The organism is Kitasatospora sp. NPDC058218, from assembly GCF_042882445.1.
In the GTDB taxonomy this organism is placed as follows: Bacteria; Actinomycetota; Actinomycetes; order Streptomycetales; family Streptomycetaceae; genus Kitasatospora.
This window is the reverse complement of record NZ_JBHVWC010000046.1, coordinates 1-25961: the sequence shown is the minus strand read 5'-3', so window position 1 is coordinate 25961 and position 25961 is coordinate 1. Positions and strand designations below refer to the sequence as shown.

The 25961-nt window shown below is 73.8% G+C and carries 22 protein-coding genes and 2 pseudogenes; 11 read left to right on the top strand and 13 right to left on the bottom strand.

Annotated elements, in window-relative coordinates; translation table 11 throughout:
* Nucleotides 1-41: 41 nt before the first annotated feature.
* From ACFVYI_RS27080 to ACFVYI_RS27045, 8 genes are all read right to left on the bottom strand, one after another.
* Nucleotides 42-1763: an IucA/IucC family protein gene (locus ACFVYI_RS27080; RefSeq protein ID WP_387890142.1), complete on the bottom strand. Its 1722-nt coding sequence runs from the start codon at nt 1761-1763 to the stop codon at nt 42-44.
* The gene (locus ACFVYI_RS27075) at nt 1760-3016 is read right to left on the bottom strand and encodes an MFS transporter (protein ID WP_387890139.1); all 1257 of its coding nucleotides are present in this window, start codon (nt 3014-3016) and stop codon (nt 1760-1762) included. The genes ACFVYI_RS27080 and ACFVYI_RS27075 overlap by 4 nt, the downstream gene beginning before the upstream one ends.
* Nucleotides 3013-4791 carry an IucA/IucC family protein gene (locus ACFVYI_RS27070; RefSeq protein ID WP_387890137.1) on the bottom strand — a complete coding sequence of 593 codons (1779 nt, stop codon included), beginning with the start codon at nt 4789-4791 and terminating at the stop codon, nt 3013-3015. The genes ACFVYI_RS27075 and ACFVYI_RS27070 overlap by 4 nt, the downstream gene beginning before the upstream one ends.
* Nucleotides 4788-6002, bottom strand: a complete 1215-nt coding sequence (locus ACFVYI_RS27065; protein WP_387890136.1) for an acetyl-CoA carboxylase biotin carboxylase subunit family protein — start codon at nt 6000-6002, stop codon at nt 4788-4790. Before ACFVYI_RS27065 ends, ACFVYI_RS27070 begins: the two co-directional genes overlap by 4 nt.
* A 130-nt stretch (nt 6003-6132) precedes the next feature.
* Nucleotides 6133-7137: an ABC transporter substrate-binding protein gene (locus ACFVYI_RS27060; RefSeq protein WP_387890134.1), complete on the bottom strand. Its 1005-nt coding sequence runs from the start codon at nt 7135-7137 to the stop codon at nt 6133-6135.
* A gap of 107 nt (nt 7138-7244) precedes the next feature.
* A complete protein-coding gene (locus ACFVYI_RS27055) occupies nt 7245-8093 on the bottom strand; it encodes an ABC transporter ATP-binding protein (protein ID WP_387890132.1) in 849 nt (282 codons plus the stop codon).
* Nucleotides 8090-9142, bottom strand: coding sequence for a FecCD family ABC transporter permease (locus ACFVYI_RS27050; RefSeq protein ID WP_387890130.1), 1053 nt, complete (start codon nt 9140-9142; stop codon nt 8090-8092). The genes ACFVYI_RS27055 and ACFVYI_RS27050 overlap by 4 nt, the downstream gene beginning before the upstream one ends.
* On the bottom strand, nt 9139-10137 hold the full coding sequence (locus ACFVYI_RS27045; protein WP_387890264.1) for a FecCD family ABC transporter permease: 999 nt from the start codon (nt 10135-10137) through the stop codon (nt 9139-9141). The genes ACFVYI_RS27050 and ACFVYI_RS27045 overlap by 4 nt, the downstream gene beginning before the upstream one ends.
* A gap of 196 nt (nt 10138-10333) precedes the next feature.
* Between ACFVYI_RS27045 and ACFVYI_RS27040 the strand changes: the two genes are divergently transcribed.
* The 3 genes from ACFVYI_RS27040 (at nt 10334) to ACFVYI_RS27030 (ending at nt 12545) form a co-directional block, all read left to right on the top strand.
* On the top strand, nt 10334-11119 hold the full coding sequence (locus ACFVYI_RS27040; RefSeq protein WP_387890128.1) for an iron-sulfur protein: 786 nt from the start codon (nt 10334-10336) through the stop codon (nt 11117-11119).
* 123 nt (nt 11120-11242) lie between these two features.
* On the top strand, nt 11243-11644 hold the full coding sequence (locus tag ACFVYI_RS27035; RefSeq protein WP_387890127.1) for a VOC family protein: 402 nt from the start codon (nt 11243-11245) through the stop codon (nt 11642-11644).
* 133 nt (nt 11645-11777) lie between these two features.
* A complete protein-coding gene (locus ACFVYI_RS27030; RefSeq protein WP_387890123.1) occupies nt 11778-12545 on the top strand; it encodes a dienelactone hydrolase family protein in 768 nt (255 codons plus the stop codon).
* A 173-nt stretch (nt 12546-12718) separates the two neighbouring features.
* Here ACFVYI_RS27030 and ACFVYI_RS27025 read toward each other — a convergent pair.
* Nucleotides 12719-12838 (bottom strand): annotated as a pseudogene (locus tag ACFVYI_RS27025) (maleylpyruvate isomerase N-terminal domain-containing protein); the annotation flags it as partial.
* Nucleotides 12839-12949: 111 nt separating this feature from the next.
* Between ACFVYI_RS27025 and ACFVYI_RS27020 the strand changes: the two are divergent.
* Complete coding sequence (locus ACFVYI_RS27020) at nt 12950-14002, top strand: trypsin-like serine peptidase (protein ID WP_387890121.1); 1053 nt, start codon at nt 12950-12952, stop codon at nt 14000-14002.
* A 59-nt stretch (nt 14003-14061) separates the two neighbouring features.
* On the opposite strand, the gene ACFVYI_RS27015 is transcribed toward ACFVYI_RS27020, so the two are convergent.
* A complete protein-coding gene (locus ACFVYI_RS27015) occupies nt 14062-14379 on the bottom strand; it encodes a DUF397 domain-containing protein (protein WP_387890119.1) in 318 nt (105 codons plus the stop codon).
* A 121-nt stretch (nt 14380-14500) separates the two neighbouring features.
* Between ACFVYI_RS27015 and ACFVYI_RS27010 the strand changes: the two genes are divergently transcribed.
* The 5 genes from ACFVYI_RS27010 (at nt 14501) to ACFVYI_RS26990 (ending at nt 21002) form a co-directional block, all read left to right on the top strand.
* On the top strand, nt 14501-15049 hold the full coding sequence (locus tag ACFVYI_RS27010) for a hypothetical protein (RefSeq protein WP_387890117.1): 549 nt from the start codon (nt 14501-14503) through the stop codon (nt 15047-15049).
* 77 nt (nt 15050-15126) lie between these two features.
* Nucleotides 15127-17097, top strand: a complete 1971-nt coding sequence (locus ACFVYI_RS27005) for an SMI1/KNR4 family protein (protein WP_387890114.1) — start codon at nt 15127-15129, stop codon at nt 17095-17097.
* Between the two features lie 457 nt (nt 17098-17554).
* Nucleotides 17555-18817 carry a MurT ligase domain-containing protein gene (locus ACFVYI_RS27000; RefSeq protein WP_387890111.1) on the top strand — a complete coding sequence of 421 codons (1263 nt, stop codon included), beginning with the start codon at nt 17555-17557 and terminating at the stop codon, nt 18815-18817.
* Between the two features lie 79 nt (nt 18818-18896).
* Nucleotides 18897-19625: a type 1 glutamine amidotransferase gene (locus ACFVYI_RS26995; RefSeq protein ID WP_387890109.1), complete on the top strand. Its 729-nt coding sequence runs from the start codon at nt 18897-18899 to the stop codon at nt 19623-19625.
* A 351-nt stretch (nt 19626-19976) separates the two neighbouring features.
* Nucleotides 19977-21002, top strand: coding sequence for a 6-phosphofructokinase (locus ACFVYI_RS26990; RefSeq protein ID WP_380575072.1), 1026 nt, complete (start codon nt 19977-19979; stop codon nt 21000-21002).
* Between the two features lie 94 nt (nt 21003-21096).
* Here ACFVYI_RS26990 and ACFVYI_RS26985 read toward each other — a convergent pair whose 3' ends face one another.
* Together ACFVYI_RS26985 and ACFVYI_RS26980 are read right to left on the bottom strand one after the other, a co-directional pair.
* Nucleotides 21097-21924: a tyrosinase family protein gene (locus ACFVYI_RS26985; protein ID WP_387890106.1), complete on the bottom strand. Its 828-nt coding sequence runs from the start codon at nt 21922-21924 to the stop codon at nt 21097-21099.
* A 56-nt stretch (nt 21925-21980) separates the two neighbouring features.
* Nucleotides 21981-22385 carry a tyrosinase cofactor gene (locus ACFVYI_RS26980; RefSeq protein ID WP_387890104.1) on the bottom strand — a complete coding sequence of 135 codons (405 nt, stop codon included), beginning with the start codon at nt 22383-22385 and terminating at the stop codon, nt 21981-21983.
* Nucleotides 22386-22982: 597 nt separating this feature from the next.
* Between ACFVYI_RS26980 and ACFVYI_RS26975 the strand changes: the two genes are divergently transcribed.
* Complete coding sequence (locus tag ACFVYI_RS26975) at nt 22983-23459, top strand: hypothetical protein (protein WP_387890101.1); 477 nt, start codon at nt 22983-22985, stop codon at nt 23457-23459.
* A gap of 145 nt (nt 23460-23604) precedes the next feature.
* Here ACFVYI_RS26975 and ACFVYI_RS26970 read toward each other — a convergent pair whose 3' ends face one another.
* On the bottom strand, nt 23605-24726 hold the full coding sequence (locus ACFVYI_RS26970) for an RCC1 domain-containing protein (RefSeq protein ID WP_387890099.1): 1122 nt from the start codon (nt 24724-24726) through the stop codon (nt 23605-23607).
* Between the two features lie 800 nt (nt 24727-25526).
* Between ACFVYI_RS26970 and ACFVYI_RS26965 the strand changes: the two are divergent.
* Nucleotides 25527-25961: pseudogene (locus ACFVYI_RS26965) on the top strand (IS1182 family transposase); the annotation flags it as partial.

Below are 25961 nucleotides of genomic sequence, written 5' to 3'. Positions count from 1 at the left end.
CGGGGCGGGCCCGTGCGGGTGGACGGCGGGGACGGCGGTGCTCACCGGCTGCTCCAGGCCGGCGTGCGGCCGGCCTGCAGGGGCAGCCGCGCCGCCTCCGCCTCGGCCAGGACGCAGCCGGCCAGCGGGGACGGCAGGCGGACGTAGCCCGCCTCGCGGTCGGGCCGGCGCTCCCAGCGGGTGAGCAGGTTGGCCTTGGCCGGCAGCGGGACCCCGGCCAGCAGGGCGCGCAGCCGGGGCGGGCGGCCGTGCGCGTCGGCGTACTCCTCCAGGGCGCCCCGGACGGCCTCCCACAGGGCGGCCTCCGCGGCCGGGTGGCGGTCGGCGAGCGCGGCCAGCAGTTCGGCGACGTGGTTGACCAGCAGGCAGTAGACCACCCGGTCCCAGCCGCGCTCGGCGTCGTAGGCCATCGGGCCGGCCACCTCGGGCGGCAGGGCGGCGAGCAGCGCGGCGTTCCGCTCGGGGACGAGCTTGGTGCCCTCCAGGTCGCGGAAGAGCACCTGGGCGGGCCGCCCGGCGTCGTCGACGCCGATCAGCACGTTCTGCAGGTGCGGCTCCAGCACCACGCCGTGGTCGAAGTAGGCGGCGAGCACCGGGGGGACGAGCAGCCGCAGGTAGTCCGTCCACCAGTCGAGCGCCTCCTCGGCGCCGGCGTCCGGGCCGAGCAGCCGCGAGATGTGCGCGGAGCTGGTCGGGTGCTCGTCGGCGACGGCGGCGGCCAGCAGCGGGGTGACGCCGGGGCGCAGCACGCCGGCGAAGCCCTCGCGGACGATCAGGCCGAAGCCCTCGAACAGGGACCGGTCCGGGAGGCCGTCCGCGCCCGGCAGGGCCAGCGTGCGGAAGGCCGGCTCGCGCAGCACCGCGGCGTCCGGGTAGCGCTCGGCGAGGTCGCCCAGCGCGGGGGCCAGCAGCCGGGTCAGCGCGACGGCTCCGGTCAGCTCGTAGGCGGCGTTCTTGCGCAGGCAGTTGGTGATCCGCACGTTGAGGCTGAACTTCAGGAACGCGCCCGCGCCGTACAGGGTGCGCACCGAGGCGGTCGCGGCGAACGGCTCACCGCCCGGCCCGAGGTCGAGGACGTCCCCGCTCTCCAGGGCGCCGCGCAGCAGCGGGTGGTCGGCGAGGAGCTCGTACTGCCAGGGGTGGGCGGGCAGCAGCCGGTAGCCGGCGGGGACCTCGCCCAGGCCGTCCAGCAGCGCCGTCGCCGAGGCGTCCAGTGAGGACTGCGCGATCAGTTCCTGCCGCACGGCGAGGTGGCGCAGCCGGAATTCGGCGCGCGACTCGGGAGCGTAGGAGCGCCAGTCGCCGCGTTCGGCCGAGCGGGACTTGGGCGCGGGGTGGAAGCGGTGGCCGAACAGCAGGGCCTGCTCGGACTCCAGGTAGCGGTCCGGGCCCGGCGCCGGCCGGTCCTCCAGTCCGGCCCGCACGCCCGCGTGACTGGACGCCAGCTGGTCCAGGAACTCCTCGTTCACCGTGCCGGTGCGCAGCTCCAGCTCGTCCTGGACGTGCCCGGCGAGCTCCTGCCAGGCCAACGGCGCCCAGCCCGTGGCCCGTTCCTCCTCCACCGGGCCGGTGAAGCGGTGCGCGCCGAGCAGCGAGGTGCGGCGCAGGGCGACCCGGAGCAGGACGCCGCGCCGGGGCAGGCGCAGCAGCAGCCGGCCGTCCGTGACGGCGCTCTGGTGTTCCGGGCCGGAGACCTCGCGCAGCAGGCAGTTGAGCAGGGTGTGGGCCACCGCGTGGTCGGGGGTGGGCAGTTCGTGATTCATCGGCGACTACTCCAGCGCGTGCGGGACGGGAGGACGAGTGCGGTGGCCGCGGCGGCGGCGAGCAGTGCGGCGGCGGTGCCGACCAGCACGGGGGCGGCGGCGCCGAAGCGGCCGTTGACCAGCGCGGCCACGGCGCCGGCGGCCACGGCGCCGCCCTTGGAGATGAATTCGAGGGTGCCGAACATCCGCCCCGGTGCCCGGCCCCGGGCGGCCTCGGCGGCCAGCACCGAGAGGCAGACCAGGCCGAGGGTGAGCCCTGCGCCGAGCAGCAGGCGGACGGCGACGAACGCCGCCAGTGAGTGGGCGAGGGCGTGCCCGGCCAGGCCGAGGGCGACGAAGCCGAAGCCCAGCGCGATGCCGGTGTGCGGGCGGGTGAGGAAGGCGGCGTGGGTGCGGGCGGCGAACGCCAGGTAGCACAGGTGCGGCAGGGCGAACAGGATGCCGGTGGTGGTGCCGGAGACTCCGGGGAGCCGCTCCTGCGCCAGGGATATCAGATAGGGGAAGGAGATGATGGTGGCGAAGACGAACGCGAACTCGAAGGTGTAGAGCAGGCCGATCGGGGCCGGTTGGGGGGCCTCGACGGCGGGGGTCGTCGCGTCGCCGGCGCGGGTGTCGGTGTCGGCGCCCTCGCCGCCGCTCCCGGCGGTGCGGGTCGGCTCCGGCAGGAGCGACAGGAACACGGCGGCGGTCAGCGGCAGTACGGCCATCAGCAGGTACTGCCGGTGCGGGTCGATCCACGGGGAGAGCGCGCCGACCAGGATCGGCGCGGCGACCAGCGCGGCGCGGGCGCTGCCCTGCATCAGGGTCAGCGCGAGGGAGAGCTTCGAGCCGTCGAGGGCGGCCGCGAGGTAGCCGTTGGTGGCGGCGAAGGTGCCGCCGAGGAAGCCCTGGAGGACGAGGGCGAGCGTGAACGCGGGCAGGCTGTCGGCGGCGCCGGCGAGCAGGAACGAGACGGTGAGCCCGAGTTGGGCGCGCAGTAGCAGCCGCTTGCGGCCGAAGCGGTCGGCGAGCCGGCCCCAGAGCGGGCCGCCGAGGGCGCTGAAGACGGTCGGGACGATGTAGAGCACGCCCGCCCACCGGCCCTGCGGGTCGCCCAGGGCGGGCAGGATGGCGGTCAGGTACGGCGGCAGGCCGAGGGCGGCGAAGGAGGCGACGAAGTAGCAGGCGGCCACCGCGTGCACCTGGCGCCGGCCGAGCCCTTCGGGGCGTGCGGTGGTGCTGGCGGGGTGCTGCGGCAGGGTGTCGACGCTCATCGGGTGGCTCCGGCGGTGCCCGTGGCGCCGGTGCGGAGGTAGTTGGGCCCGTCGGTGTAGTGCTTGTTGATGTCGGCGGCGCCCGAACGCTGCTTGGTGAGCAGCGTCCCGGCCGTCACCATCGCCTTGACCGGCAGCCGTTCGGCGTCCAGCAGGGCCGCGCGCAGCGGCTCGCCGGCCGGCCCGATCCGGTCGGTGGCCTCGGTCAGGCGCTTGCGCAACAGGGCGAGCAGGTCGTCGAGTTCGGCGCGGCCGTGGGTGGCGAGGCCGAACGCCAGCGCGCCGGTGCAGAGGTGGCCGGTGATGGTGGCGAAGACATCGGTCAGCGGCCCGTCGCCGTCGCCGAAGATCCGGGCGTCGTCGAACTCCGCACGGTCGGGCGCGCTGTCGCCCAGGGTGGCGGCGAGCCGGCCGGTGTGGACCCGCGGCCCGTCGTCGTCCTTGTAGAGCAGCCGCAGGCCGCCGTCCCGGTCGAACACCAGGGAGGTGTTCTGCTGGTGGGACTCCAGCGCGATGCCGTAGCCGAAGAGGGTGGCCTGCCAGTCGAGCAGCAGCTCCAGCAGGGCGTCGAAGAGCGCGACCGGGTCGCCGCCGTGGAAGCGGTCGGCGAGGTGGTCGATCACCAGGCGTCCGCCGGGAGCGGTGGCCAGCAGGGCGGCCAGCGGGACGGTGACGGCGCTCTCCAGGCCGGCGTCGGCGGGGTAGCGGCGCAGCAGGACGGCGAGCAGTTCGTGATCGGCGTGCGCCCAGCTCTGCTCGTCGGCGTGCAGGATCCGGTCGGCGAAGCGGGGCTCGCGGGCCAGTACGGCCTCGATCAGCCGCTGGCCGGCCGCGCCGTCGAGCAGCGTGCCGGGCTTGATGGTGCGGCGGTTGAGTCGGCCCAGGGTGGCGGTCGCGAGCGGGAGCTTGAGGTGGTGCGCGGGGTCGTCGGCGACGGCCACCGTCCGCATGGAGAGGGTGGGCACGACGGTCAGGTACGGGCGGTCGGCGAGGACGGCGCGGCCTTCCAGGCCGGCGGCGCGCAGTGCCTCGGTGAGCGGCTCGCCCACGGTGAGCGGGTGCACGGGCAGGGTGGTCCAGGCGTCGTCGCCGCCCGCCAGGTCGAGGCCGAGCCAGCTCGGGGTGGGCCACCAGCTGGGCAGCGGCCGGTCGCCGTGCACGGTGAGGGTGCCGGCCGGGACGGCGAGCCAGCGCAGCTCGAAGGCCGGGTGGAACTCCGGTGCGTAGGCGCGCAGCTGGGGCTCGGTGAGGCCGGAGCGGCCGCGCGCGGTGGGGTAGACCGGGTGGTCGAGGTGGGCGGCCAGGGCGTCGTGCCCCAGGGTGGCGGCGGGGCCGCTCCAGTTCGCCGGGTCCGCGCCGTACAGGTCGGTGAGGGCGGTGTGCACCTCGGTGCGGGCGCGTTCGTGCAGCTCCATGGTGGCGAGGGTCTGCCGGCACTCCTCGGTGAAGGCCGCCCAGCCGGGCCGGTCCTCGGCCTCGGCGAGAGCGGTCAGGGCCGTCAGGACGGCGTCCAGCCCGAGCAGCGGGGTGCCGTCCAGCTCCAGCAGCGGGAGCCGGGCCGCGTACTCGCTCTGGAAGCCCTCCGCGGCGACGGGCAGGGCGAGCGCGGTGTCCGTCAGCACCAGCCACCGGCCGTCGGCCCGGTCCTGCGGGGTGCTGCGGGTGCGCAGCCCGAGCACGTCCTCGCGCAGCAGCGCGGAGAGCACCCGCAGGGTCAACTGCTCGGCGACGGGCCGGGTGTCGGGCGGCGCGTCGGGGCCGGTGGCGGCGCTCACGGGGTGATCTCCCAGCGGTTGGCCGCGACGAAGCGGGCGACGGCGGCGTCCACGGCGCCCTGGTCGGTGCCGACGGCCCAGATCACACCGAGGTAGTCCCGGTTGGTGCGGTAGTGCTCGTGGCGCTCGCCGAGCGGGCGCATCGGCGAGTAGGCGAGCCGGACGCCGTCGCGCTCCTCGTCGTGGGGGCCGGGTGCGGCGGTGAGGGTGCCCGGCCGGTCCGCGCAGACCGCCTCGTTGCGGGCTCGTCGCCGGGTGGCCGCGCAGCGCTCGGCGAGGTCCTCGGGCAGCTCCTGGCCGAGGTGCGCGGCGAGGATGAGCTCGAACAGCGGGATGTCGAGGATCTCGGCGAGCATCAGGTCGCACTGGTCGCCGATGGCACGGTAGTTGACCTCGATGATCCGGGCCCGGCCGTCCGGCTGCACGACGAACTCGGTGTGGCAGGCGCCGAGCCCGACGCCCACGGCGTCGAGCTGGGCGAGGACCTGCTCGACCACCGGCCGCGGGTGGGCGGGGACGAACTCCAGCATCTCCTCGATGAAGTCCGGGGGAGGGGAGAGCCTGGTCCGGAAGCCGCCGAGGACGTGGCGCCGCTTGGCGTCGCCGAGCGTCTCCAGGGTGCACAACTGCCCGTCCAGGAACTCCTCGACGACCAGGGCCGCGCCGGGGCGCCGGTGCTGGATCTGCGTGCAGCGCCGCTCCAGCTCCTCGGCGTCGGCGACCAGCGAGACGTCCTCGCTGGCGACGCCCTCGCGCGGCTTGACCACGACCGGGAACGGGATGGCGAACTCCCGCAGCACGGCCGGGTCCTGGCCGGGGTCGAGCTCGAAGGAGCGGACGGCGTCCAGGCCGGCGGCGGCCAGGTGACGGCGCAGCTCGCCCTTGTTCTTGGCCCGCAGGGTCGCCTTCCAGTCCTTGGCCGCGAGACCGAAGTACTCGGCGGCCAGGGCGGTCTGGGTCTGCAGGTGGTCGCTGTTGCTGAACACCGCGTCGGGCGCGTCCCGCCGGGAGATCAGCCCGATCACCTCGCGGAAGTCCCGGACGTCGCACTCCACCACGTCCGGCGCGGACGCCAGCGCGGCGTAGGCGCGGCGGTGGGGCTCGGCGTGGTCGGTGAGCACCGTGACGTCGAGTCCGAGCCGCGCGGCGGCCGGCAGGAAACCCTGGGTGACCGAGTCGGTCGGGTTGAGGGCGAGCAGGTAGAGCCGCATGTCGGGCCTCTCCGTGACTGGGGACGAGGGGGCTGGGAGCCGGGCGGGGAGGCCGGCCACGAGGGTGCGAGGGGCGGGGAACGAGGGGGCGGGGCGGTGGGTGCCCGCCCCCTCGCGCCCGGGGGTGGGGCTACTTGGGCGCGTCGACGCCGGCGGCCTTGGCGATGTCGCCGAGCATGGCCTCGGCGGCCTGGACGCCGATGCCGGACATCCAGGTCTCGTCCGGCACGTTGAAGACCTTGTTGTTCTTGACGGCGTTCAGGCCCTGCCAGACCGGCGTGCCCTGGACCTCGCTCTGCTTGGTCTTGGTCGGGTCGTCGGCGACGGTGACGAAGACCAGGTCGGCGTCGGCCTGGTTGATCTGCTCGGCGCTGACCTCGATGATGTTCTGGTCCACGTCCTGGGAGGCGGGGCGGCCCAGGCCGACGTCCTTCAGCACGACGCCGCTGTAGGAGGCCTTGGCGTACAGGCGGGTCGGGCCGGCCACGAAGCGGACGACCGAGGCGGTGGGCTCCGTGCCGCCGTTCTTGGCCTTGATCGCCTCGCCGAGCCTGGCCGCGCGGGCCTCGTAGTCGGTCAGCGCCTTCTTGGCCTCGGCCTCCTTGCCGAGCGCCTGGGCGTAGAGGGCGAGGTTCGCCTTCCAGGGGAAGCCGGTGGTCTCGGCGAGCACGGTCGGCGCGATGGCGTTGAGCTTGTCGTAGACCTTGGCGTGCCGGACCTTCGAGGAGAGGATCAGGTCGGGCTTCAGGGAGGCGATCAGCTCCAGGTTCGGCTCGTTCATCGGGCCGACGTCCTTGGTGTCCTTGATCTTGTCCTTGAGGTAGTTCGGGAAGCCGCCCTCGGTCTTCATGTGCGGGGAGACCGCGCCGACCGGGGTGATGCCGAGCAGGGTGACGTCGTCCAGCTCGCCGCTGTCCAGGACCACGACGCGCTTGGGCTGGGCCTTGATCTCGGCGGTGCCGGCGGCGTGCGTGACGCTGCGCGGGAACCCGGCCGCGGCGGGCGCGGAGGCGGCGTCCCCGGCGGGCTTGGCGCTGTCGCCGCCGCTGCTGCCGCAGGCGGCGAGGAGCGTGGTGGAGAGCGCGGCGGCGAGGACGGCGGCGGGGAGTCTGCGGGCGCGGGCGGAGCGGGTCATGACGGTTCCTTGTCTCTGGTGCGGGGGTTCCGGACGGTTCCGGGCAGGGCGGGGCGGCGGCGCGGTCCACGGGTGAGCGGGGCCGGCCGCGAGGCGGTGGGGCGGGATCAGCGGGCGGCGGCGGCCCGTCCCGTCCGGGCTCTCGGGACGACCAGCGGGGTGCCGGTCTCCGGGTCGGGCACGACCTGACAGGGCACCTGGAAGACGGCCTCCACCAGGTCGGCGGTCAGGACCTCGGCGGGGGGCCCGGCGGCGGCCAGCCGGCCGTCCTTGAGGACGACCAGGTGGTCCGCGTACCGGGCGGCCTGCCCGAGGTCGTGCAGCACCATGACGACGGTGCGCCCGGCCTCGGCGTGCAGGTCGGCGACCAGGTCGAGGACGTCCAGCTGGTGCCGGAGGTCCAGGAAGGTGGTCGGCTCGTCGAGCAGCAGCAGTTCGGTGTCCTGGGCGAGCGCGAGCGCGATCCAGGCGCGCTGGCGCTGGCCGCCGGAGAGCCGGTCCACCTGCTGCTCGCGCAGCTCGGCGGTGCCGGTGCGGGCCAGCGCGTCCTCGACGGCCGCCTGGTCGGCCTTGGACCAGGGGCTGAGCATCCGCTGGTGCGGGAAGCGGCCGAGCCGGACCAGCGACTCGACGGTGATCGCCTCGGGGGTGACGGGCTGCTGCGGGAGCAGGCCCATCCGCTTGGCGAGCGCCCGGGCGGGCATCCGGTGGATGTCGGAGCCGTCCAGGGTGACGCTGCCGGCGGCCGGGTCGAGCAGCCGGACCAGGCCGCGCAGCAGGGTGGACTTGCCGCAGGCGTTCGGGCCCACGATCGCGGTCACGGCGCCGCCGGGCAGCTCCAGGTCGAGGTCGTCCACGATCACCCGGTTGCCGTAGCGCAGGTGCAGGCCGTGGGCGGCCAGGCGGTTGGCCGCCGGGTCGAGGGCGGTGGAGGCGGTCGCCACGTCGAGGGTCATCGGTTGCTCCTCTGGGGAAGCCGGCCCTGGCGGATCATCAGCACCAGGAGCCAGGGCGCGCCGAGGGTGGCGGTGACGGCACCGACCGGCAGGCCGTGGACGGGGATCACATGGAGCACGAGGAGGTCGGCGGAGAGCAGCAGCACGGCTCCGGTGAGCGCGGTGAGGCCGAGCGTGCCCAGCGTGGGCGGTCCGGCCAGCAGGCGGACCAGGTGCGGCACGGCGAGCGCCACGAAGGCGACCGGTCCGGTGAGCGCGGCGGCCAGCGAGGCCAGCGCGATGGAGAGCAGCAGCAGCAGGAGCCGGTCGCGGTTCGGGCTCAGGCCGAGCCCGCCGGCCGAGTCGTCGCCGAGGTCGAGCACGGCGACCCTGCGCTGACAGAGCACCACGGCGGCGGTGGTGAGCGCGATGGCGGTGCCGCCGATCCAGACCTCGGTCCAGTCCCGCCCGTACAGCGAGCCGGTGGTCCACTGCATCGCGGAGGAGGCGAGTTCGGCGGGGAAGCGGACGATCATCAGGTTCACGGCGGCGGCCAGGCCCTGCTGGACCGCCAGACCGACCAGCACCAGCCGGGTGACGGCCATCCGCGAGCGCCAGGCGAAGCCGCCGAGCAGCAGCGCGGCGAGCAGTCCGCCGCCGAGCGCGGCGAGCGGGATCAGCTCCTGCGAGGCGCCGGTGGCGAGCATCAGCACCGCGCCGAAGGACGCGCCGCCGGTGACGCCGATGGTGTCGGGCGAGGCCAGCGGGTTGCGGAAGAGCCGCTGCAGCATCGAGCCGGCCACCGCCAGGCCGGCGCCCGCGATCAGCGCGGAGACCACCCGGGGTGCGCGGAACTCCTGCACCACCAGCACGTTCCCGGCGTCGCCGAGCCCGACCAGGGCGCGCAGCGCCTCCCAGACCGACATCTTCACCTGGCCGGTGCCGAGCGCGACACCGGTCAGCAGCACCAGCAGCGCGGCGGCCAGCAGCGACCACGCGGCGGTGCGGGCCCGGCGGCGGGCCGCCGTGCTCACGGCGGCGGTGGGCACCGCGGAGGTCAGGGCGCTCATCGGGCCACCTTCCGGGCCAGCACCGCGAGCAGCGGCGCGCCGAGGAAGGCCGTCACGATGCCGACCTCGATCTCCGACGGCCGGGCCACCAGGCGGCCCAGCACGTCGGCCGAGAGCAGCAGCAGCGGACCGGTGATCAGGCAGCCCGGCAGCAGCCAGCGGTGGTCGTTGCCGAGCAGCGGCCGCACCAGGTGCGGGGCGGCCAGCCCGATGAAGGCGATCGGCCCCGCGACGGCGACCGCGCTGCCGGCCAGCAGGACGACGCTCAGACCGCCGACCACCCGGATTCGGGCCACCGGCACACCGAGCGACTGCGCGGCCTCGTCGCCGAGGGCGAGCGCGTTGAGCGAGGGGGCGACGGCGAACGCGCCGACCAGCCCGAGCACGAGGAACGGCAGCAGGGGCGCCAGGGTGTCCAGGTGCCGCCCGGCGATGGAGCCGGCCAGCCAGAACCGCGCCTCGTCCAGCGTGCGGTGACTGGCCAGCATCAGCGCCGAGGTCCAGGAGGTGAGCACCACGGTGAGCACGGTGCCGCCGAGGGCCAGCCGGACCGGGTCGAGGTCGCCGCCCCGGCGGGACATCGCGTAGGCGGCCACCGCCGCGACGGAGGCGCCGGCGAAGGCGAACCAGAGGTACTCGATCGGCCGGGTGAGCCCGAAGGTGTAGATCGCGGCGACCACGGCGAAGCCCGCCCCGGCGTTGATCCCGAGCGTGACGGGCGAGGCGAGCGGGTTGCGGGTGACGCCCTGGGCGACCGCCCCGGCTGCGCCGAGCGCCGCGCCGATCGCCAGCCCGATGATCGTCCGGGGGAGCCGAAGGCCCGTCACCACGTCGGCGTCGCCGCCGTGTCCGGTGCCGGTCAGGGCGTCGATCACGGTGGACAGCGGGATGGAGCGGGAGCCGAGCGCGAGGCTCAGCGCGGCGCACAGTACGAGCGCACAGACGCCGGCGGCCAGCAGCAGCGGTCGCCGCGCCGTCGAGGGTCGGGGGACCACCGGAGCCGTGGCGGCCGGCGGTTCGGTTTTCAGCACAAGGCGAAATATTAGGTTAGGCATGCCTTATTCCGTCAAGTCCCGGTCGACTTGGCCTGGACCGGGCGTCTCCTGGTCCCGAGAGTGGGCATGCCACGTATAAGGTGAGCCTCACCTTAGCCGATCTCGGGGAGTACCGATGATCTTGGGGGCCACACCCATGCCCGCCGCCCCTTGCGCCCCGTGTCCTCTCTATGCGGACTACCGGCGGCTGCTGGACCTCAGCCCGGTCCTGCGGGTCGACGTCCTCGCGGACGGCGCACCGACCCCCGAGCGCGCCCGGGGCTGGTACTCCGCCGTCGAACTGGCGGCCGACCCGGCCGCCCTGGCCGACGCGCTGGCCGGCGAGGAGGCCCGGATCGCCGCCGAACACGGCAGCGCCCCGCGCCCCCACGTCACGGCCTCCCGGCTGCTGCACCACTACCTCTGGTCGGTCTGCGTCCTGATCGCCGGCCCCTGGCACCTCGCCCGGCGGGTGCCCGTCATCGACCGCGCGGACATCTGGCTGCACGCCCCCACCGGTGACTTCGCGCTCCGCCCGCGCGCCCACAGCACCCTCCCGGGCGACGACGAGCTGCGCGCCGAGTTGCGCGCCTCCGTCGTCACCCACGTCGAGCCACTGCTCACCGCCTTCTCCGGCGCCACCCGGCGCGGCACCCGGGCCCTGTGGGGCATGGTGACGGACGACCTGGCCTCCGCCATCTGGTACCTCGGCCGGATGCTCGGCGAGGAGTCCGCCGCCGTCGCCGCCGCCGGGGCCGTCCTGCCCGGGGGCACCCAGCCGCTGCCCGGTGCCGCCGACTTCCGCCACCTGCGCGGCGAGGACGGGCGCAGCCACCCGACCCGCACCCGGCTCGGCTGCTGCCTCTACTACGCGATCCGGCCGGACTCCGCCTGCATCACCTGCCCCCGGACGCCGGACGAGGAGCGCCTGCGGCGGCTCTGAGGCGGCTCCGGGGTGGCTCTGCGGCAGCCCTGAGGCAGCTCTGAGGCAGCTCTGAGGCAGCGGTTCTGATGCTCCGTCGGGGCGGCGTCGGGGCGCCTGCGGCGGACGGGTACGCTCGCCCGCATGATCGATTCGACGATGCGGGTGCGGGTCGCCCGCCCCTCCCGGGACCTCGCCGCCGCCGAGCGGTTCTACGTCGACGGCCTGGGTCTCGACATCCTGTGGCGCAGCACCGAGCGCGTCCCCGGTGAGCACGACCTGCTCATGGTCGGCCCGGCCGGCGGCAGCTGGCACTTCGAGCTCACCCACGACCCGGAGCACCCGCTGGAGCCGACGCCGACCGTCGACGACCTCTTCGTCGTCTACCTGGGCGCGCCGGTCGACGAGGCCGCCGTGGCCCGGCTGGAGGCCGCCGGTGGCATCCGGGTCACCGCGCACAACCCGTACTGGGACGAGTTCGGCGTGACCGTCGCCGACCCGGACGGGTACCGGCTGGTGCTCTGCAGCCGCAGCTGGAACGCCTGATCCGGGGGCCGGCCCGGGCCCGGTTCGAAGGCGGCCCCCGTGCCCGGCCGATGGCCTGATGCCGTGTCGGGCCCGGGGCGCGGTCGGTAGCCTGCGGGGCGACGACCGCACGACGAGCTGAGGAGCACCGATCGTGAGCACCCCCGTGCGCGGCACCTCCGTGGACATCCCGACGGCCGACGGCATCGCCGACGCCTACCTGGCCCACCCGGACGACGGCCTGGCCCACCCCGCCGTCCTGCTGTACATGAACGCGTTCGGGCTGCGCCCGTTCCTGGAGTCGATGGCGGACCGGATCGCGGCCGAGGGCTACACCGTGCTGCTGCCCAACGTGTTCTACCGGCAGGGCCGCGCTCCGCTGGTCGAGCTGCCCGCACCGCCCGCGCCGATCGACCCGGCCGCCGACCCCGCGCTGCTGGAGCGGCTGGGCGCGCTCATGCGGGCGCACACCGCCCAGGACGCGGTGCGCGACGCCGACGCCTACCTCCGCTGGCTGGCCGACTCCCCGCTGACCGTCGACGGGCCGGTGGGCATCACGGGCTACTGCCTCGGCGCCATCCTGGCGCTGCGCACGGCCGCCGCCCACCCGGACCGCGTCGCGGCAGCGGCCGGCTTCCACGGCGGCCTCCTCGCCACCGGGGCCGCGGACAGCCCGCACCTGGCCGCCCACCGCGTCACCGCCGAGCTGTACTTCGGCCACGCCGACCAGGACCCGACGCTGCCCGTCGAGCAGATCGAGCTCCTGGCGAAGGCCCTGACGGAGGCCGGCGTCCGCCACACCTGCGAGGTGTACGAGGGCGCGCCGCACGGCTTCACCCAGGCCGACTCCACCGCGTACCACGCCGAGGCGGACGCCCGGCACTGGGCGGCCCTGCTGGCGCTGCTGAAGCGCGCGCTCTGAGCGGACGCGGACCCGGGACGCTCCCGGAGTGGGAAGTCGGCCAGGTCGACTTCCCGCTCCGGGGGTTCACCGGGCCCGGAGGTCACCGGACGTCGAGGTCGCCCGCGACCGCCACCCGCTCCTCGGTGGTGAGCTCGGGTCGGAGGGGCCGGCAGGGAAGAATCGGCGCCGTTGTTCCACCGATGTCGGCCCACACCACCCCGAAATCCCAGGATCAGGTGGGCGGCGACCTCGCGCACACGCCAACCGGCGCAGAGGGAGGGGGCGTTCCACTGGTCGACACGGGGCGGCACGGGTGACCGATACGGGAACGAGACGTTCTTTGCAGGATCCTGATGTGATCGATGAAGGGACGAGACGCTCCCTGGACGGGAACCTGACGTCGCGCTCCTACCGTGCCGGACATGCCTACAACGACGCCCCGGACGTTCGCCCGCCGCACCGCCACGGCAGGAGCCCTCCTACTGAGTACGGCCACGGCGGCAGTGCTGCTGCCGACCGCCGCCTTCGCGGCCGAACCGGCGCCGATCACCACGCACGCCGGTGCCACGACCGAGCAGGAGCGCACCCGGATCGACACCTACTGGACCCCCGCCCGGATGAAGCTGGCCGGCGCCATGGTCCCCGAGATCACCCCCGTCCCCGAGGACGACAACACGCCGGACGATCCGCGCCCGCTCCCCGCGAACACACCGGATCCCGGGGCCGTGTGGACGCACGGCGGAGCGGTGAACGAGAGCGTCGGCCGACTCTTCTTCACCTTCTCCGACGGCTACGACGGCAGTTGCACCGCGACGGTCGTCACCAGTGCGAACCGAAGCACCGTCATCACGGCGGCGCACTGTCTGAGGTCCGTCGGGAATCCCACGGCGGAGGGGACGTGGAACAACAACCTCTACTTCGTGCCCGGCTACCGCAACGGAACGAAACCGCTCGGCGGCTTCAGCATCAAGTACGCGGCCACCTCGTCCCATTGGGACGCGGATCCGGCGACGACGACCTCGGACGTGGTCGCCGTCGCCGGGTACGACACGGGGATCCTCGTCGCGAACCCCTCGGCCGGGGGACGACGGGTCGCGGACGTCACGGGGAGCCAGCGGATCGCGTTCACCAAGCCCGTGAAGGGCGAGTTCGTCCACACCTTCGGGTACCCGAAGGACCGGCTCAACAACTTCGAGGCCAAGTACGCCGGATCGCGCATGATCCACTGCGCGGGACCGGCCCGGCCCGGCCCCAAGGCCCCTCTCCTGTGGGGTGAGCCCTGCGACATGGGGCACGGGGCGAGCGGCGGCCCCCACCTCGCACAGTTCGACACCCGGACCGGCATCGGCACCGTCGTCGGCGTCACCACCACCAGCGACGAACTCGCGGGCGGGCCGACCAGCACGCTCTACGCCACCCGCCTCGGTGACAGCGCCCACCGCCTCTACGACTGGGCGCAGACCCGCTGGGTGTGACCGTGCCCCGGAAAGCCCCGCCGCCCCTCGACGGGGGCGGCGGGGCCAGGTGGGCATGCTCAGGCGGTGTCGAACTCGCCCGCGTGGATGGCGGTGAGGAAGGACCGCCAGGCGTCGGCGGGGAAGAGGAGGGCGGGGGCATCGGGATCTTTGGAATCACGTACGGGCATCATTGCTGTACGTACCCCGGCCGAGGCAAAGCCCAAGTCCAGGCCCCCGTCTGCCGTCTCGGCTGCCTCGTCCTCCTGCGCAACTTGGCCGGCCACGCCCTGTTCGCCGACCCCGCCCACCTGTCCGCCTTCCTGAGCCCCGCCCAGAACGCCCGCGTCCACCAGGCCCTCGCCGGCCTCGGTCGTGCTCTCCCGCTCCTCGTCCATGGCCGGCGCGCGGTCTGACCACCCGTTTCTGACCACCCGCTCCTGATCGCTCGATCCGGGTCAACTCGGCCGACGGTCGGGTACGTTGGCCCCATCGCGGTCGGCATCGGGGGAGGGCGCCATGGTGCGGCGAGCCGAGCGGTGGGTGTTCAGCGCCGTCGTCCTGCTGGTCGGGCTGGCGGTGCTGGCCGGGACGTTCTGGCTGGTGTGGTGCCTGACGGGCGCGCGCATCGTGGCGGCGGCCGGCATCGGGCCCGTCGACGGTGTGGTGGCCGTTTCCAGGTGCTACTACACGACGGACTTCGAGGGCAACGGCACCGGCATCGACTGCCAGGGCTGGTACACGCCGGCGGGCGCGGCCCGGCCCGAGCGGACGATCACCTTGAGCGATGCCAAGACGTCCTACCCCGCCGGCCACGAGGTCGACGTTCGGCTGGCGGCCGGTCGCGCCTTCGAGGATTCGCCGTTCACGCTGTTCAAGTACGGCACCTTCGCGGTCATCCTGCTCGCCATGGGCGGGGCGCTGGCGAGCTGGTTGCTCTACTCGGCGTGGCGCGGCGAGGCCGGGGCCGACGGCTTCATGGTGTTCTGCCTCGGCCCGCTCGCCGCGGTGATCGGTGCTGTGCCGGTCCTGTTGATCGTCCTCGGGGTGCGCGCGCTGCTCCGGTGATCCGGGGCGCGGCGTTTCGCCGACGGGTGGCTGACGCGGCGTCGGCGTTGTCAGTGGTGCGTGCAAGGATCACCGCCATGACCGAGGAGACCTTCGAATGGCGCCCCTTCCTCGCCCGGTGGAGCGAGGAGTGGGCCGGTGCGTGCGGCGATTCCGCCGATCTGCAGCCGGATGACGAACTGGCCCGGAGCGCGGGCTGGTTGGGCTTCGCGCCGGCCACCGCGGAGCGGCTGGCGGCGGCCGAGCAGCGGCTGGGGCGGCGGCTGCCGCCGTCGTACCGGGCGTTCCTGGAGGTCACCGACGGGTGGCGGCACGCGGGCGGCTTCGTCTACCGGCTGGCCGGCACCGAGGGCGCCCGCTGGCACGAGGACTCCGCGGGGTTCAGCGAGTACTTCGACGAGGGCGAGCACGAAGGGCTCTGGGAGCGCGCGCTCCAACTGGACGTCGAGTCGGACATGACGTACGTCCTGCTGGATCCGCTGGACGTGGACGAGGCCGGCGAGTGGGCCGTCCACCTCCACAAGGTCTGGTCGCACAGCGTGCCCACCCGGTACGGCTCGTTCCGGGAGTTCATGGTCGCGATGCACCGCGAGTTCCACCAGCTCGCCGTCCACCGCACCGGCGGGGTGTTCGAGAACGACACCACCCGCCGGCTGGACGCCGCCGTCGAGGCCGCCCGGCTGGACGCCCTGCGCGGGGCGTACGAGCAGGCGGCAGCGGCGCTGGCGGAGGCCGTGGACTTCGGGCGGCCGCGGGCCGTCGGCATGCTCGACCAGCTGCGCCGACTCCAGGGCGAGACCTACACGGTGAGCTACGGCGAGCTGCCGCCCGACCCGCTCTACGCCCTTGAGGTGGTGCCCGTGCTGGCTCTGGAGCAGGTGGGCTCGCAGCACGACGCGGCGGTCTGGGGCTACCGCGTGCGGCCCGCCTCCGACGAGGCGCGCGCCGCGGCCGACGTGGTCCTGCGGGAGGTGGCGGAGCTGACGTTCCGCTACACCGTCCCCGGCCCGTTCGGCGCGGCCGTCGACCGCGCGCGCGAGCTGGCGCGCTGGGGCGGCTCGGAGGCCGCCTGGCACACGCTGCTCGCCGCGCTCCCGCAGTGGACGCCGCTCGGGCCGGACCACCTGGCGCCGATCGGCCTGCTCGCCGATGCCGTACTCGGGCCGCTGATCACCCCGGAGCGCGGGCGCGAGCTGCTGGCCACCCCGAGGGGCGGCGGCGTGCCCGGGCAGGGAACGGACCCGGCCGCCGGGCCGGTCGGGCGGCGGCACGACGAGGACGGCCTCGCGTGGCTGGCCGAGGGCCGGCCGGGCGGTGGCCGCCGGGCGTCGTACCGCTTCGTGCTGGTCGAGGGCGTGGCGCCGGACGAGCTGCCCGCCCGCCTCGGTGCCGAGGCAGCCGAGGCAGCCGAGGGTGCCCAGGACACTGCCCTGAACGCCCCGATGGGGAGCCGGGAGGCCTGGCAGCACCGGCACGGCAGCGGGGTGAGTTCGAGCTACGACGACCGCGCACTGGCCGCGGTCGGCCGTGCGGGCGGTTCCGGCTGGAGCTTCGCCTTCGACGCGGACCCGGCCCCGTACCACGGGCCGCGGTTCGAGTCCCCGGCGGCGGCCGCCTCGCGGGGCGGTGGCCGGGCGGTGGTGGTCTGGTCGGAGCCGGCCGGCGGCGTGTTCCACCTCTCCGTCGCCGACGGCGGGGCGGAGTGCTACGCCTTCACCGTCCAGGGCGAGGAGATCCGGCGCAGCGGCGGCGCGATACCGCCCGTGCTCGACCCGGAGGGCCTCTTCGGCCCGTCCGTGCGCGGGTCTCAGCACGAGTCGCTGCACGAGTCGCAGCACGAGTCGCAGCACGAGTCAGAGCTCGAAACCGGCCCGCAGGGCGAGCGGCGCGCCCTGGCGGCGGTGGCCGCCGAGTTCGGGGTGAGCCTGCCCCGGTTCGCCCTCACCGAGGGTCGGCTGCACACCTTCACCACCCGCTCCTGGACGCGGCCGCCGGGGCCCGGGGAGACCTACATGGTGGCCACCATCGGGCTGCCGTCCGCGCGTTGACGGCGCGCCGCCCCGACCCCCGGGGGGGGGGGGCGCCCGCCCCGCCCCCCCCCCGGGCGTTGGTTTTGTTGGTCAAAAACAAACACCCCCCCCCCGCGCGGCGGGCCGCCCCGCCCCCCGCCCGCCCCCACCCCCCGGGCCCCGGGCCCCCCCGGCCCGGGGCACGCCCCGGCGAGCCCGCGGGACACCTCCGCGGGCCCGCCCGCCGGCCGCCCCCGAGGGGAACCGACCGGCCCGGGAGAGGCGTCCCCCGCAGTGAAAGGCCCCTCCGTACACCGCCCGTTCTGACGTCGCGTCAGGGCGGCGCCGGCGAGGCGACCGGCGCCGTCGCAGCAGGCGGCACGGGGTCCGGAGCGTCGAGCCGAGCGGCGGAGTCGGTAGGCTGGCCCCGTCCCCGCCGCCCGACGGCCCGTTATCCGGCCCCGGGCGGTGCCGCAGCAAGGAGGAACCACTGAGCATGGCAGGCACCGAATCGGAGCCCACAGGCGCACGCGACGCCTCGCTGCCCGCCCGCGCCAAGATCGCGGTCACGGCCGGCAAGGTGGCCGCCGCCCTCTCCCAGAAGGCGGGCCGAGGCAGCGGCTCGGTGATCGGCGGCAAGATCGCCCTCAGGCTCGACCCCGATCTGCTCGCCACCCTCGCCGACCACCTGGACGTGGTGCTGGTCAGCGCCACCAACGGGAAGACCACGACCACCCGGCTGATCGCCGAGGCGCTGCGCGCCGCCGGCCCGGTGGTCTCCAACGCCCTGGGCGCCAACATGCCGGCCGGCATCACCTCCGCCCTGGCCGGCGGCTCGGACGCCCGCTTCGGCGTCATCGAGGTGGACGAGAAGTACCTGGCCGGGGTCGCCCGCGACACCAACCCGAAGGCGATCGCGCTGCTCAACCTCTCGCGCGACCAGCTGGACCGCGCCGCCGAGACCCGGATGATGGCCGAGAAGTGGCGCGAGGGCCTCCAGGACACCGAGGCCGTGGTCATCGCCAACGCCGACGACCCGCTGGTGACCTGGGCCGCCTCCTCCTGCAAGAAGGTGGTCTGGGTGGCCGCCGGACAGGCCTGGAAGGAGGACGCCTGGTCCTGCCCCGCCTGCGGCGGCGTGATGCAGCGCCCCGGCGACGACTGGTTCTGCCAGGACTGCGGCTTCCGGCGCCCCAACCCGCACTGGGCGCTCCAGGGCACCCACGTGATCGACCCGCAGCGCGGCGCCTGGCCGATCCAGCTCCAGCTGCCCGGTCGCGCCAACCTGGCCAACGCCACCAGCTCCGCCGCCGTCGCCGCCGTCTTCGGGGTCCCGCCGCAGGTCGCGCTGGAGCGGATGCAGTCGGTGACGGCCGTGGCCGGCCGCTACGACGTGGTCCAGTACCAGGGCCGCGACATCCGGCTGCTGCTGGCCAAGAACCCGGCCGGCTGGCTGGAGACCTTCTCGCTGATCGACGGCCCGCCGGCGCCGGTCATCCTCTCCGTCAACGCGCTCGACGCCGACGGCACCGACACCTCGTGGCTCTGGGACGTCGACTACGAGCGCCTCGCCGGGCACCCCGTCTTCGTGATGGGCCAGCGCAAGCTGGACCTCGCCGTCCGCCTGGAGGTCGCCGGGCTGCAGTTCCACGTGGTGGACTCGCTGGAGCAGGCCGTCCGGATGGCCCCGCCCGGCCGGATCGAGGCGATCGCCAACTACACCGCCTTCCAGCAGCTGCGGAAGGTCGTGGCCGGCTGATGTCCGGCCCCGGGGGCTCGTCCGACCACTCCTGTCGGACGAACCCAGCAGCCCACTTCACGATGGAAGGCCTTCGAGGATGAGTGAGAGCAGCCTGCGCGTGGTCTGGGTCTACCCCGACCTGCTCAGCACCTACGGTGACCGGGGCAACGCCCTGGTCGTGGAGCGCCGGGCCCGCCAGCGCCACCTCAACGTGACCAGGATCGACGTCCGCTCCGACCAGGCGGTGCCCACCAGTGGCGACATCTACCTGATCGGCGGCGGCGAGGACCGCCCGCAGCGGCTGGCCGCCGAGCGCCTGCGGGGCGACAGCGGGCTGGTCCGGGCCGCCGAGAACGGCGCGATCATCTTCGCCGTCTGCGCCGGCTACCAGATCCTCGGCCACGAGTTCGTCAACGACCTCGGCGAGCGCGAGCCGGGCCTCGGCCTGCTCGACGTCTGGACCACCCGTGGCGAGGGCGCCCGCTGCGTCGGCGACGTGCTCGCCGACGTCGACCCGCGCCTGGGCCTGCCGCAGCTGACCGGCTTCGAGAACCACCAGGGCGTCACCCACCTCGGCCAGGGCGTCCAGCCGCTGGCCAACGTCACCGCCGGCCGGGGCAACGGCACCGGGGACGGCACCGAGGGCGCCTGGCGGGACACCGTCTTCGGGACGTACCTGCACGGCCCGGTGATGGCCCGCAACCCCGCCGTCGCGGACATGCTGATCAAGCTGGCGCTGGACGTGAACGCCCTGCCGCCGGCCGACACCACCTGGTACGACGCGCTGCGCGCCGAGCGCATCGCGGCCACTTCGCGCCCCGCGTAGTACGCCGGCCCGCTCCGACCGGGTGCCCGCGATGCGGTCACCCGGTCCACGGACGGGCCGGGACGTACGACAATGGGGCTGCCGGCTGCACACCCTCCTCGGCAGCAGGCTGCACTTCCGCGCGGGGGCGCCGACGGCGCCGCTCCCGCGTCGGCTCCTGCCCGGCCGGACGCAGGGGTCGTATGCTCGACTGCACGGCCGTTTTCGGGCGTTCTGTCCGGATCGGTCGGTCCTTCACTCCACGGTCATCTCCCCGCCATCACGGCGTGGGAGCAGACCGCTACGGTGACGGTTCGTCGTCCCAGCCTGTAGTCCGGCCGTTCCTCGGTTCTGCTCGGGAGTTGCAAAGCAATGCGTATTGGAGTGCTGACCAGCGGCGGTGACTGCCCCGGCCTGAATGCGGTGATCCGCTCCGTGGTCCACCGGGGGGTGGTCGACCACGGCGACGAGATCATCGGGTTCGAGGACGGCTGGCGAGGTTTCCTGGAGGGCGTCCACCGCCCCCTGACCCTGGACTCGGTGAGCGGCATCCTCGCCCAGGGCGGCACCATCCTCGGCTCCTCGCGAGTGCAGCCGAGCCACCTGCGGGACGGTGTCGAACGCGCCAAGCGGTACTGCGCGGACCTCGGCCTGGACGCGGTCATCCCGATCGGCGGCGAGGGCACCCTCAAGGCCGCCAAGCTGATGAGCGACGCGGGTCTGCCGATCGTCGGCGTGCCGAAGACCATCGACAACGACATCGCCGCCACCGATGTCACCTTCGGCTTCGACACCGCCGTCTCGGTCGCCACCGAGGCGCTGGACCGGCTGAAGACCACCGCCGAGTCGCACCAGCGGGTCATGGTCGTCGAGGTCATGGGCCGGCACACCGGCTGGATCGCGCTCAACGCGGGCATGGCCGCCGGCGCCCACGCGATCGTCGTCCCGGAGCGCCCGTTCCACATCGACAAGCTCACCGCCGTCGTCCGCGAGCGCTTCGACCGGCAGAAGAAGTTCGCGATCGTGGTCTGCGCCGAGGGCGCCAAGCCCGAGCCCGGCACCATGCACTGGGAAGAGGGCAGCAAGGACATCTACGGCCACGAGCGGTTCACCGGCATCGCCACCCAACTCTCCCGCGAGCTGGAGCACCGGCTCGGCAAGGAGGCCCGCCCGGTGATCCTCGGCCACACCCAGCGCGGCGGCACCCCGACCGCGTACGACCGGGTGCTCGCCACCCGGTTCGGCTGGCACGCCGTGGAGGCCGTCCACAAGGGCGCCTTCGGCCACATCACCGCCCTGCAGGGCACCAACATCAACCTGGTGCCGCTCGGCGAGGCCGTCGCCGAGCTCAAGACCGTGCCGCAGGAGCGCTACCTGGAGGCGGAGACGGTCATCTGACCCTCCCCGCCCCGACCGACGGCCCCCGAGCGTGTGCTCGGGGGCCGTCGGCGGTTCGGATCCCGGGAGGGCGGACCCGAATCAGGCGCTCGGATCAGAACCCGGTGTCGTAGGTGTACCGGGCGCTGTGGTCGAGCATGTCCGCCGGGGTGACGTTGTTCCACGGCTTCATGGTCTCGTTGAGGTCGACCACGTTCGCCGTGCCGGCGGTCGGCAGGTAGCCCGAGGTCGGGTGCAGCTTCTGCCACTCCGACCAGAGCTTGTCGATGAAACAGTGGTGCAGCCAGAACACCGGGTCGTTGGGCGACATGCCCGTGGTCATGTGACCGCCGACCCAGACGTGCACCCGGTTGTGCAGGTTGACCCCGCGCCAACCCTCCAGGTTGTTGCGGAAGCCGTCCGAGGCGCTGTTCCACGGCGCGGCGTCGTACGTGGCGATCGCGAGCACGCCGGTGGCCTCGGAGCGGGTCGGCAGCTGGGCGACCGAGGCCCCGAACTGACGGCGCAGGAAGTTGCGGCTGTCCGGCCGCACGTTCAGCGTCCAGTTGCCGGCGGAGTAGGCGAACGGCCCGGTGGTCACCTGGCCGTCGCTGCTGCGGCCGTTGCCGCCCATGAAGTCCGCGCCCCAGATCGAGGCGGTGGTGGTGCGGTCCGCCGTCCAGTCCCAGTACGGGAGGGTGACGGTCGGGTCGATCGCCTGCAGGGCCTCCTCGAACTGCAGCAGGTAGCGCCGGTGCCAGGGCAGGAAGGACGGCGAACGGTGGCCGACCCGCTCGCCGTTGTCGGTGTCGCTGGTGATGAAGTTGTTGTGGGTCGTGACGAAGGAGTCGTACCCGCCGCTGCGCTTGAGTTCGAGCACGGCGTTGACGAAGGCGCGCTTCTCCTGGGCCGTCAGGGTAGCCTGGTTCTTGCGGACTGCCATGAGTCCCCCCTTGGGTGTGAAGTGGTGTTCCGGGTCCGGGTGTTCGGACTCGTGGCTCAGACCGTCACGATCGGCACGAGCGTGGCGCCCTGCAGCTCGGTGACGGCCGCGCGGGCGAGCGCGCGCGGCGTGGCGAAGGTCTGGTAGTGGTTGACGACGCTGATCCAGGTGCCGTCGGCGTTGCGCATCATGTGCAGCTCGTCGCCGTCGATCCGCACCGAGTAGGCGGCGCCGCCGTGGTGGTGGCTGCTGCCGTCGGTGACCGGGCGGCCCTGGATGCGGCGGCCCTGGAAGACCTCGTCGAAGGTGTCGGACGCCCCCGGGTCCGCCGCCGTCGCCGACTTGCTGGTCGGCCCGGCGACGCCGAGCACGACGGTGCCGGCCGCCGCGGTCAGGGCCACGGCGGCCCCCTGCAGCATCCGGCGTCGGGTCAGCTCCGAGGCATGGGTGTCTTCGGACATGGTGGTACCCCCTTGAGCACCCCGCCTGGTGTTGGGGCGCCGTTCAGAAAGGCTTGCAGAAACGTTAATGCGAGGCGATTCCATGATCGCGCTCGCTGTTTCGATGCTTTCAGGGCAAGTCGACCTAGAGAACTGCCGATCGGCGGGGGTACGTACGGTTGGCACGGATTCAGCCATCCATCGATGGACCACGCCTCGGACGCCCCAGGAAGATCTCCCGTTTCTCCACTGAAAGATCGTCAGAGTCAGATGGATCTTCACGCTGTGCAGATCCCGGGCCGAAGATCCTTCGCCCCCGACCCAACGGCGGTGACCGGCCTCACCCGGGCAGGATGGCGCGATGCGACGGCCTCCGTCCGGCCGCCGGTGGCCGAAGTGTGGTCACCGCGCAGGCATCTGTCGATCCGTCGGCCCGCCGTGCGGCGTCGGCCGCTGGCGTCTCGGTACCGTGCGGGGACGGAGATCCTCGCCTACGGCGTCCAACACCCCCGCGGCAGCAACAGGCGGTCAGGTACTCGCGAAATCCCCGTCGTTGGGCCGGCGAGCCGAGGAGGTCGTCGAACCCGGCCGCGCACCCTTCGAGGGACCCGGGAGCCGGTGGACACACGGAACGCGCACAGTCATGGCACCCCCGGAAGAATTCTCTGCGTCACCGATACCGGCCGGCCTGACACCACGTCATCTCACCAACGCCAGGAGGACGGTGCCGTTGCGGCGCAGCTGCGCGGCGAGGCGCTCCAGGGCACGGGGCGCGAGGCCGGCGGGTGGGGCGGTGGAGCCCCGACGGGTTCGTATGGAGCCTCGCACCCGGCCCGCTCGCTCACGCCGCCCGCCCCGACCCGTCTTCCCCGCCCGCTGCCGTCCGACCGGCTCGCCGGCCTGCTGGACCGTGTCGGTACCGCGGCGGGCGTCCCCGCCCAGCGGCTGCGCAGAGACCGAATCCTCGACGAAGCCCGCCACACCGCCGACCCCGTCCACCTCGTGCACCTGCTCGGAATCTCCGTGGCCACGGCCGTCGCCTACACCCGGGCCACCCACCCGGAACGCTTCGGCATCGACCCGGCCCGGGCGTAGTCCAGCGGACACGTGGCCCGGCGGACACCGGCCGTCCGCACCACAGTGGAGGCCACATCGCCGCGACCTTCGTCAGCGAGACCACCCCCGCGGCCCGAGCGCCGCGCGGCCCCGGCCCTGTCGGGCAGGGACCGCGCGGGGTGGCTCAGTTGGCCAGGCTGAAGTCGCCGCCGAGCGACGCGGCGATCTTGTCGACGCCGGTCAGCGCGGTGAGCGTGGTCACCGGGGTGCTGCTGTCGCTGGTGGTGCCGTTGCCGAGTTGGCCGGAGCCGTTGTTGCCCCACGAGCGCACGGTGTTGTCCCCCAAAAGGGCCACCGTGTGCTCGCGGCCGCCGGCCAGCAGCTGGATGCCGGTCAGGCCCGGGACCGGGACCGGGGTGATCCGGTAGTCGGTGGTGCCGTCGCCGAGCTGGCCGGAGGTGTTCTGGCCCCAGGCCTTGAGCTTGTTGTCGCTGTCGGTGACGGCCAGGCTGTGGTTGGCACCGGCCGCAATCAGCGAGACCCCGCCCAGCCAGATGCCCTGGGCGTCGACCGGGGTGAAGCGGTTGATGGTGCTGTTGTCGCCGAGCTGGCCGGTGGCGTTGTTGCCCCAGGCCTTCACCGCGCTCCTGCTGGTGGACCTCGTGGTGCTGCTCGGCCGGCCGACCAGGGCGAGGTTGTGGTTGGCACCGGCGGCGATCCGGCTGACCCCGGTGAGGTTGGTGACCGGGGAGGGCACGTTCCGGCTGGCCGATGTCCCGTCGCCGAGCTGGCCGTTGATGTTGTGGCCCCACGCCCACACGGTGCCGTCCTCGCGCAGCGCAAGGCTGTGGTTGAGGCCGGCCGCGATCGCGATCACCTTGTTCAGGCCCTCGACCCGGACCGGGACGCTGCTGTCCATGTTGGTGCCGTTACCGAGCTGCCCGTAGTTGTTGTGTCCCCAGGCCGCCACGGTCTGGTCGGCGAGCAGGGCGAGGCTGTGCGTGCCGCCGGCGGCGATGTCGGTGGCGTTGCTCAGGTTGACGACCTGGCCGGGCGCGTTGTGACTGAACACCGAACCGTCGCCGAGCTGGCCGGAGCCGTTGGCGCCCCAGGACTGCACGGTGCGGTCCGTCAGCAGCGCCAGGCCGTGGCCGGTCGCCGGACCGACCCCGCCGGCGGCGATCTTCACCACCTCCGCGCTGGTCAGCCCGAGCACCGTGGTGGCCGTCGTACGGATGCCGGTCCACGTACCGTCACCGAGCTGGCCGGCACGGTTGTTGCCCCATGCCTTCAGCCTCTTCTCCATCTGCTCCTCCTCCAGTCAGGTGCCAGCCGCTCAACGGCGCGACCGCGCGGCCGTTGGGGGCTTCCGCGAGGATGCTCCGGGGCGGGAAACCGCGCGCCCGGCCGCCATCGGGACACCTCGCGAGACCACGCCCTGATGCATCATCAGCGATGGGCGGTCCAACGAACGGGCTCCGATTTCGATCTCCACCCGAAGGGGGGATCTTCGGCACCCCATGCGAACGCATGTCGGGGGCGCGTGCTGTCGGCTCACCACGTCACCGCATCGGCCGCTGATCTTGCGCGAAGCCGCCGACCAGATGGGCGAAAAGCCTCCCGCCCCCGGTCCACCTGTGGGTTCGCACCACAGGCACTCCGGGCATTCCGGGACCTACCGGTTTCCGGCGGGAACGACGGGGCAGGCGGCGGCGAGTGCGGTGAGGACCTCGGCGTAGTGGTCGCCGGGGTGGTCGGCGGCGACCAGGCGGTGGAGGTCGAGGCCGTAGCCGACGGCCGCGGCGAGCCCGCGGCCGGGGAGTCCGACGGCGGCGGTCCAGGCGTAGCGCTCCGCGGTGGCCGGCCCGGCGGCGAGAGCCGGGAGCCCGCTGCCTGGGTCGAGCGCTACGGAGCCCGGATCGACTCCTACCGCTTCCCCAAGGGGGAGAACGTCCGGCAGGAGTGGTCCGAGGAGGTCGGCCGGGACGGCTTCGCTCTTCTGGAAGCGGCTTTCAGGCCAGGAGCCCCGGGCTGGCTGCGGGAGGTTCCGGCCTCCAGGTCCTGCGCAGGGCCTGGGTCGAGCAGTACCACTGCGACGGTGAGGGGGTGCGCTGGCGGGAGGCGAAGGACCTCCCGCCGGGCAGACATCGCCTGGCCTCGCCCTACGACGTGGATGCCCGCTACAGCGTGAAGCGGGGCTCGGGCTGGTGCGGCTACAAGACCCATCTGAGCGAAACCTGCGAGGCGCACGCCCCTCATGTGATCACGCATGTCGTCACCACGGACGCGGCGGTCGGCGATACCGAGGTGACCGAAGAGGTCCATCAGAGTCTGGCTGCACGGGAGTTACTGCCGGATGAGCACATTGTGGACGCCGGCTACGTCACCGCCACGCACATCGTCACCGCCCGCGACGAGCATGGCATCGACCTGCTCGGGCCGGTCGGCCTGGACACGGTCCACGAACGACATGAGGGCGAGCACATCCCCCAGAGCGCCTTCAACGTCGATCGGGACGCCAGGAAGGTCACCTGCCCGCAC

What these genes read in the sequence shown, in the direction of transcription:
- ACFVYI_RS27080 (WP_387890142.1), bottom strand. Translation starts at nt 1,763, where the DNA reads ATGAATCACGAACTGCCCACCCCCGACCACGCGGTGGCCCACACCCTG.
- ACFVYI_RS26995 (WP_387890109.1), top strand. Translation starts at nt 18,897, where the DNA reads ATGAGTGAGAGCAGCCTGCGCGTGGTCTGGGTCTACCCCGACCTGCTC.
- ACFVYI_RS27065 (WP_387890136.1), bottom strand. Translation starts at nt 6,002, where the DNA reads ATGCGGCTCTACCTGCTCGCCCTCAACCCGACCGACTCGGTCACCCAG.
- ACFVYI_RS27060 (WP_387890134.1), bottom strand. Translation starts at nt 7,137, where the DNA reads ATGACCCGCTCCGCCCGCGCCCGCAGACTCCCCGCCGCCGTCCTCGCC.
- ACFVYI_RS27040 (WP_387890128.1), top strand. Translation starts at nt 10,334, where the DNA reads ATGCCCGCCGCCCCTTGCGCCCCGTGTCCTCTCTATGCGGACTACCGG.
- ACFVYI_RS26990 (WP_380575072.1), top strand. Translation starts at nt 19,977, where the DNA reads ATGCGTATTGGAGTGCTGACCAGCGGCGGTGACTGCCCCGGCCTGAAT.
- ACFVYI_RS27035 (WP_387890127.1), top strand. Translation starts at nt 11,243, where the DNA reads ATGATCGATTCGACGATGCGGGTGCGGGTCGCCCGCCCCTCCCGGGAC.
- ACFVYI_RS26985 (WP_387890106.1), bottom strand. Translation starts at nt 21,924, where the DNA reads ATGGCAGTCCGCAAGAACCAGGCTACCCTGACGGCCCAGGAGAAGCGC.
- ACFVYI_RS27005 (WP_387890114.1), top strand. Translation starts at nt 15,127, where the DNA reads ATGACCGAGGAGACCTTCGAATGGCGCCCCTTCCTCGCCCGGTGGAGC.
- ACFVYI_RS27010 (WP_387890117.1), top strand. Translation starts at nt 14,501, where the DNA reads ATGGTGCGGCGAGCCGAGCGGTGGGTGTTCAGCGCCGTCGTCCTGCTG.
- ACFVYI_RS27020 (WP_387890121.1), top strand. Translation starts at nt 12,950, where the DNA reads ATGCCTACAACGACGCCCCGGACGTTCGCCCGCCGCACCGCCACGGCA.
- ACFVYI_RS27050 (WP_387890130.1), bottom strand. Translation starts at nt 9,142, where the DNA reads ATGAGCGCCCTGACCTCCGCGGTGCCCACCGCCGCCGTGAGCACGGCG.
- ACFVYI_RS26980 (WP_387890104.1), bottom strand. Translation starts at nt 22,385, where the DNA reads ATGTCCGAAGACACCCATGCCTCGGAGCTGACCCGACGCCGGATGCTG.
- ACFVYI_RS27055 (WP_387890132.1), bottom strand. Translation starts at nt 8,093, where the DNA reads ATGACCCTCGACGTGGCGACCGCCTCCACCGCCCTCGACCCGGCGGCC.
- ACFVYI_RS27000 (WP_387890111.1), top strand. Translation starts at nt 17,555, where the DNA reads ATGGCAGGCACCGAATCGGAGCCCACAGGCGCACGCGACGCCTCGCTG.
- ACFVYI_RS27015 (WP_387890119.1), bottom strand. Translation starts at nt 14,379, where the DNA reads ATGGACGAGGAGCGGGAGAGCACGACCGAGGCCGGCGAGGGCCTGGTG.
- ACFVYI_RS26970 (WP_387890099.1), bottom strand. Translation starts at nt 24,726, where the DNA reads ATGGAGAAGAGGCTGAAGGCATGGGGCAACAACCGTGCCGGCCAGCTC.
- ACFVYI_RS27075 (WP_387890139.1), bottom strand. Translation starts at nt 3,016, where the DNA reads ATGAGCGTCGACACCCTGCCGCAGCACCCCGCCAGCACCACCGCACGC.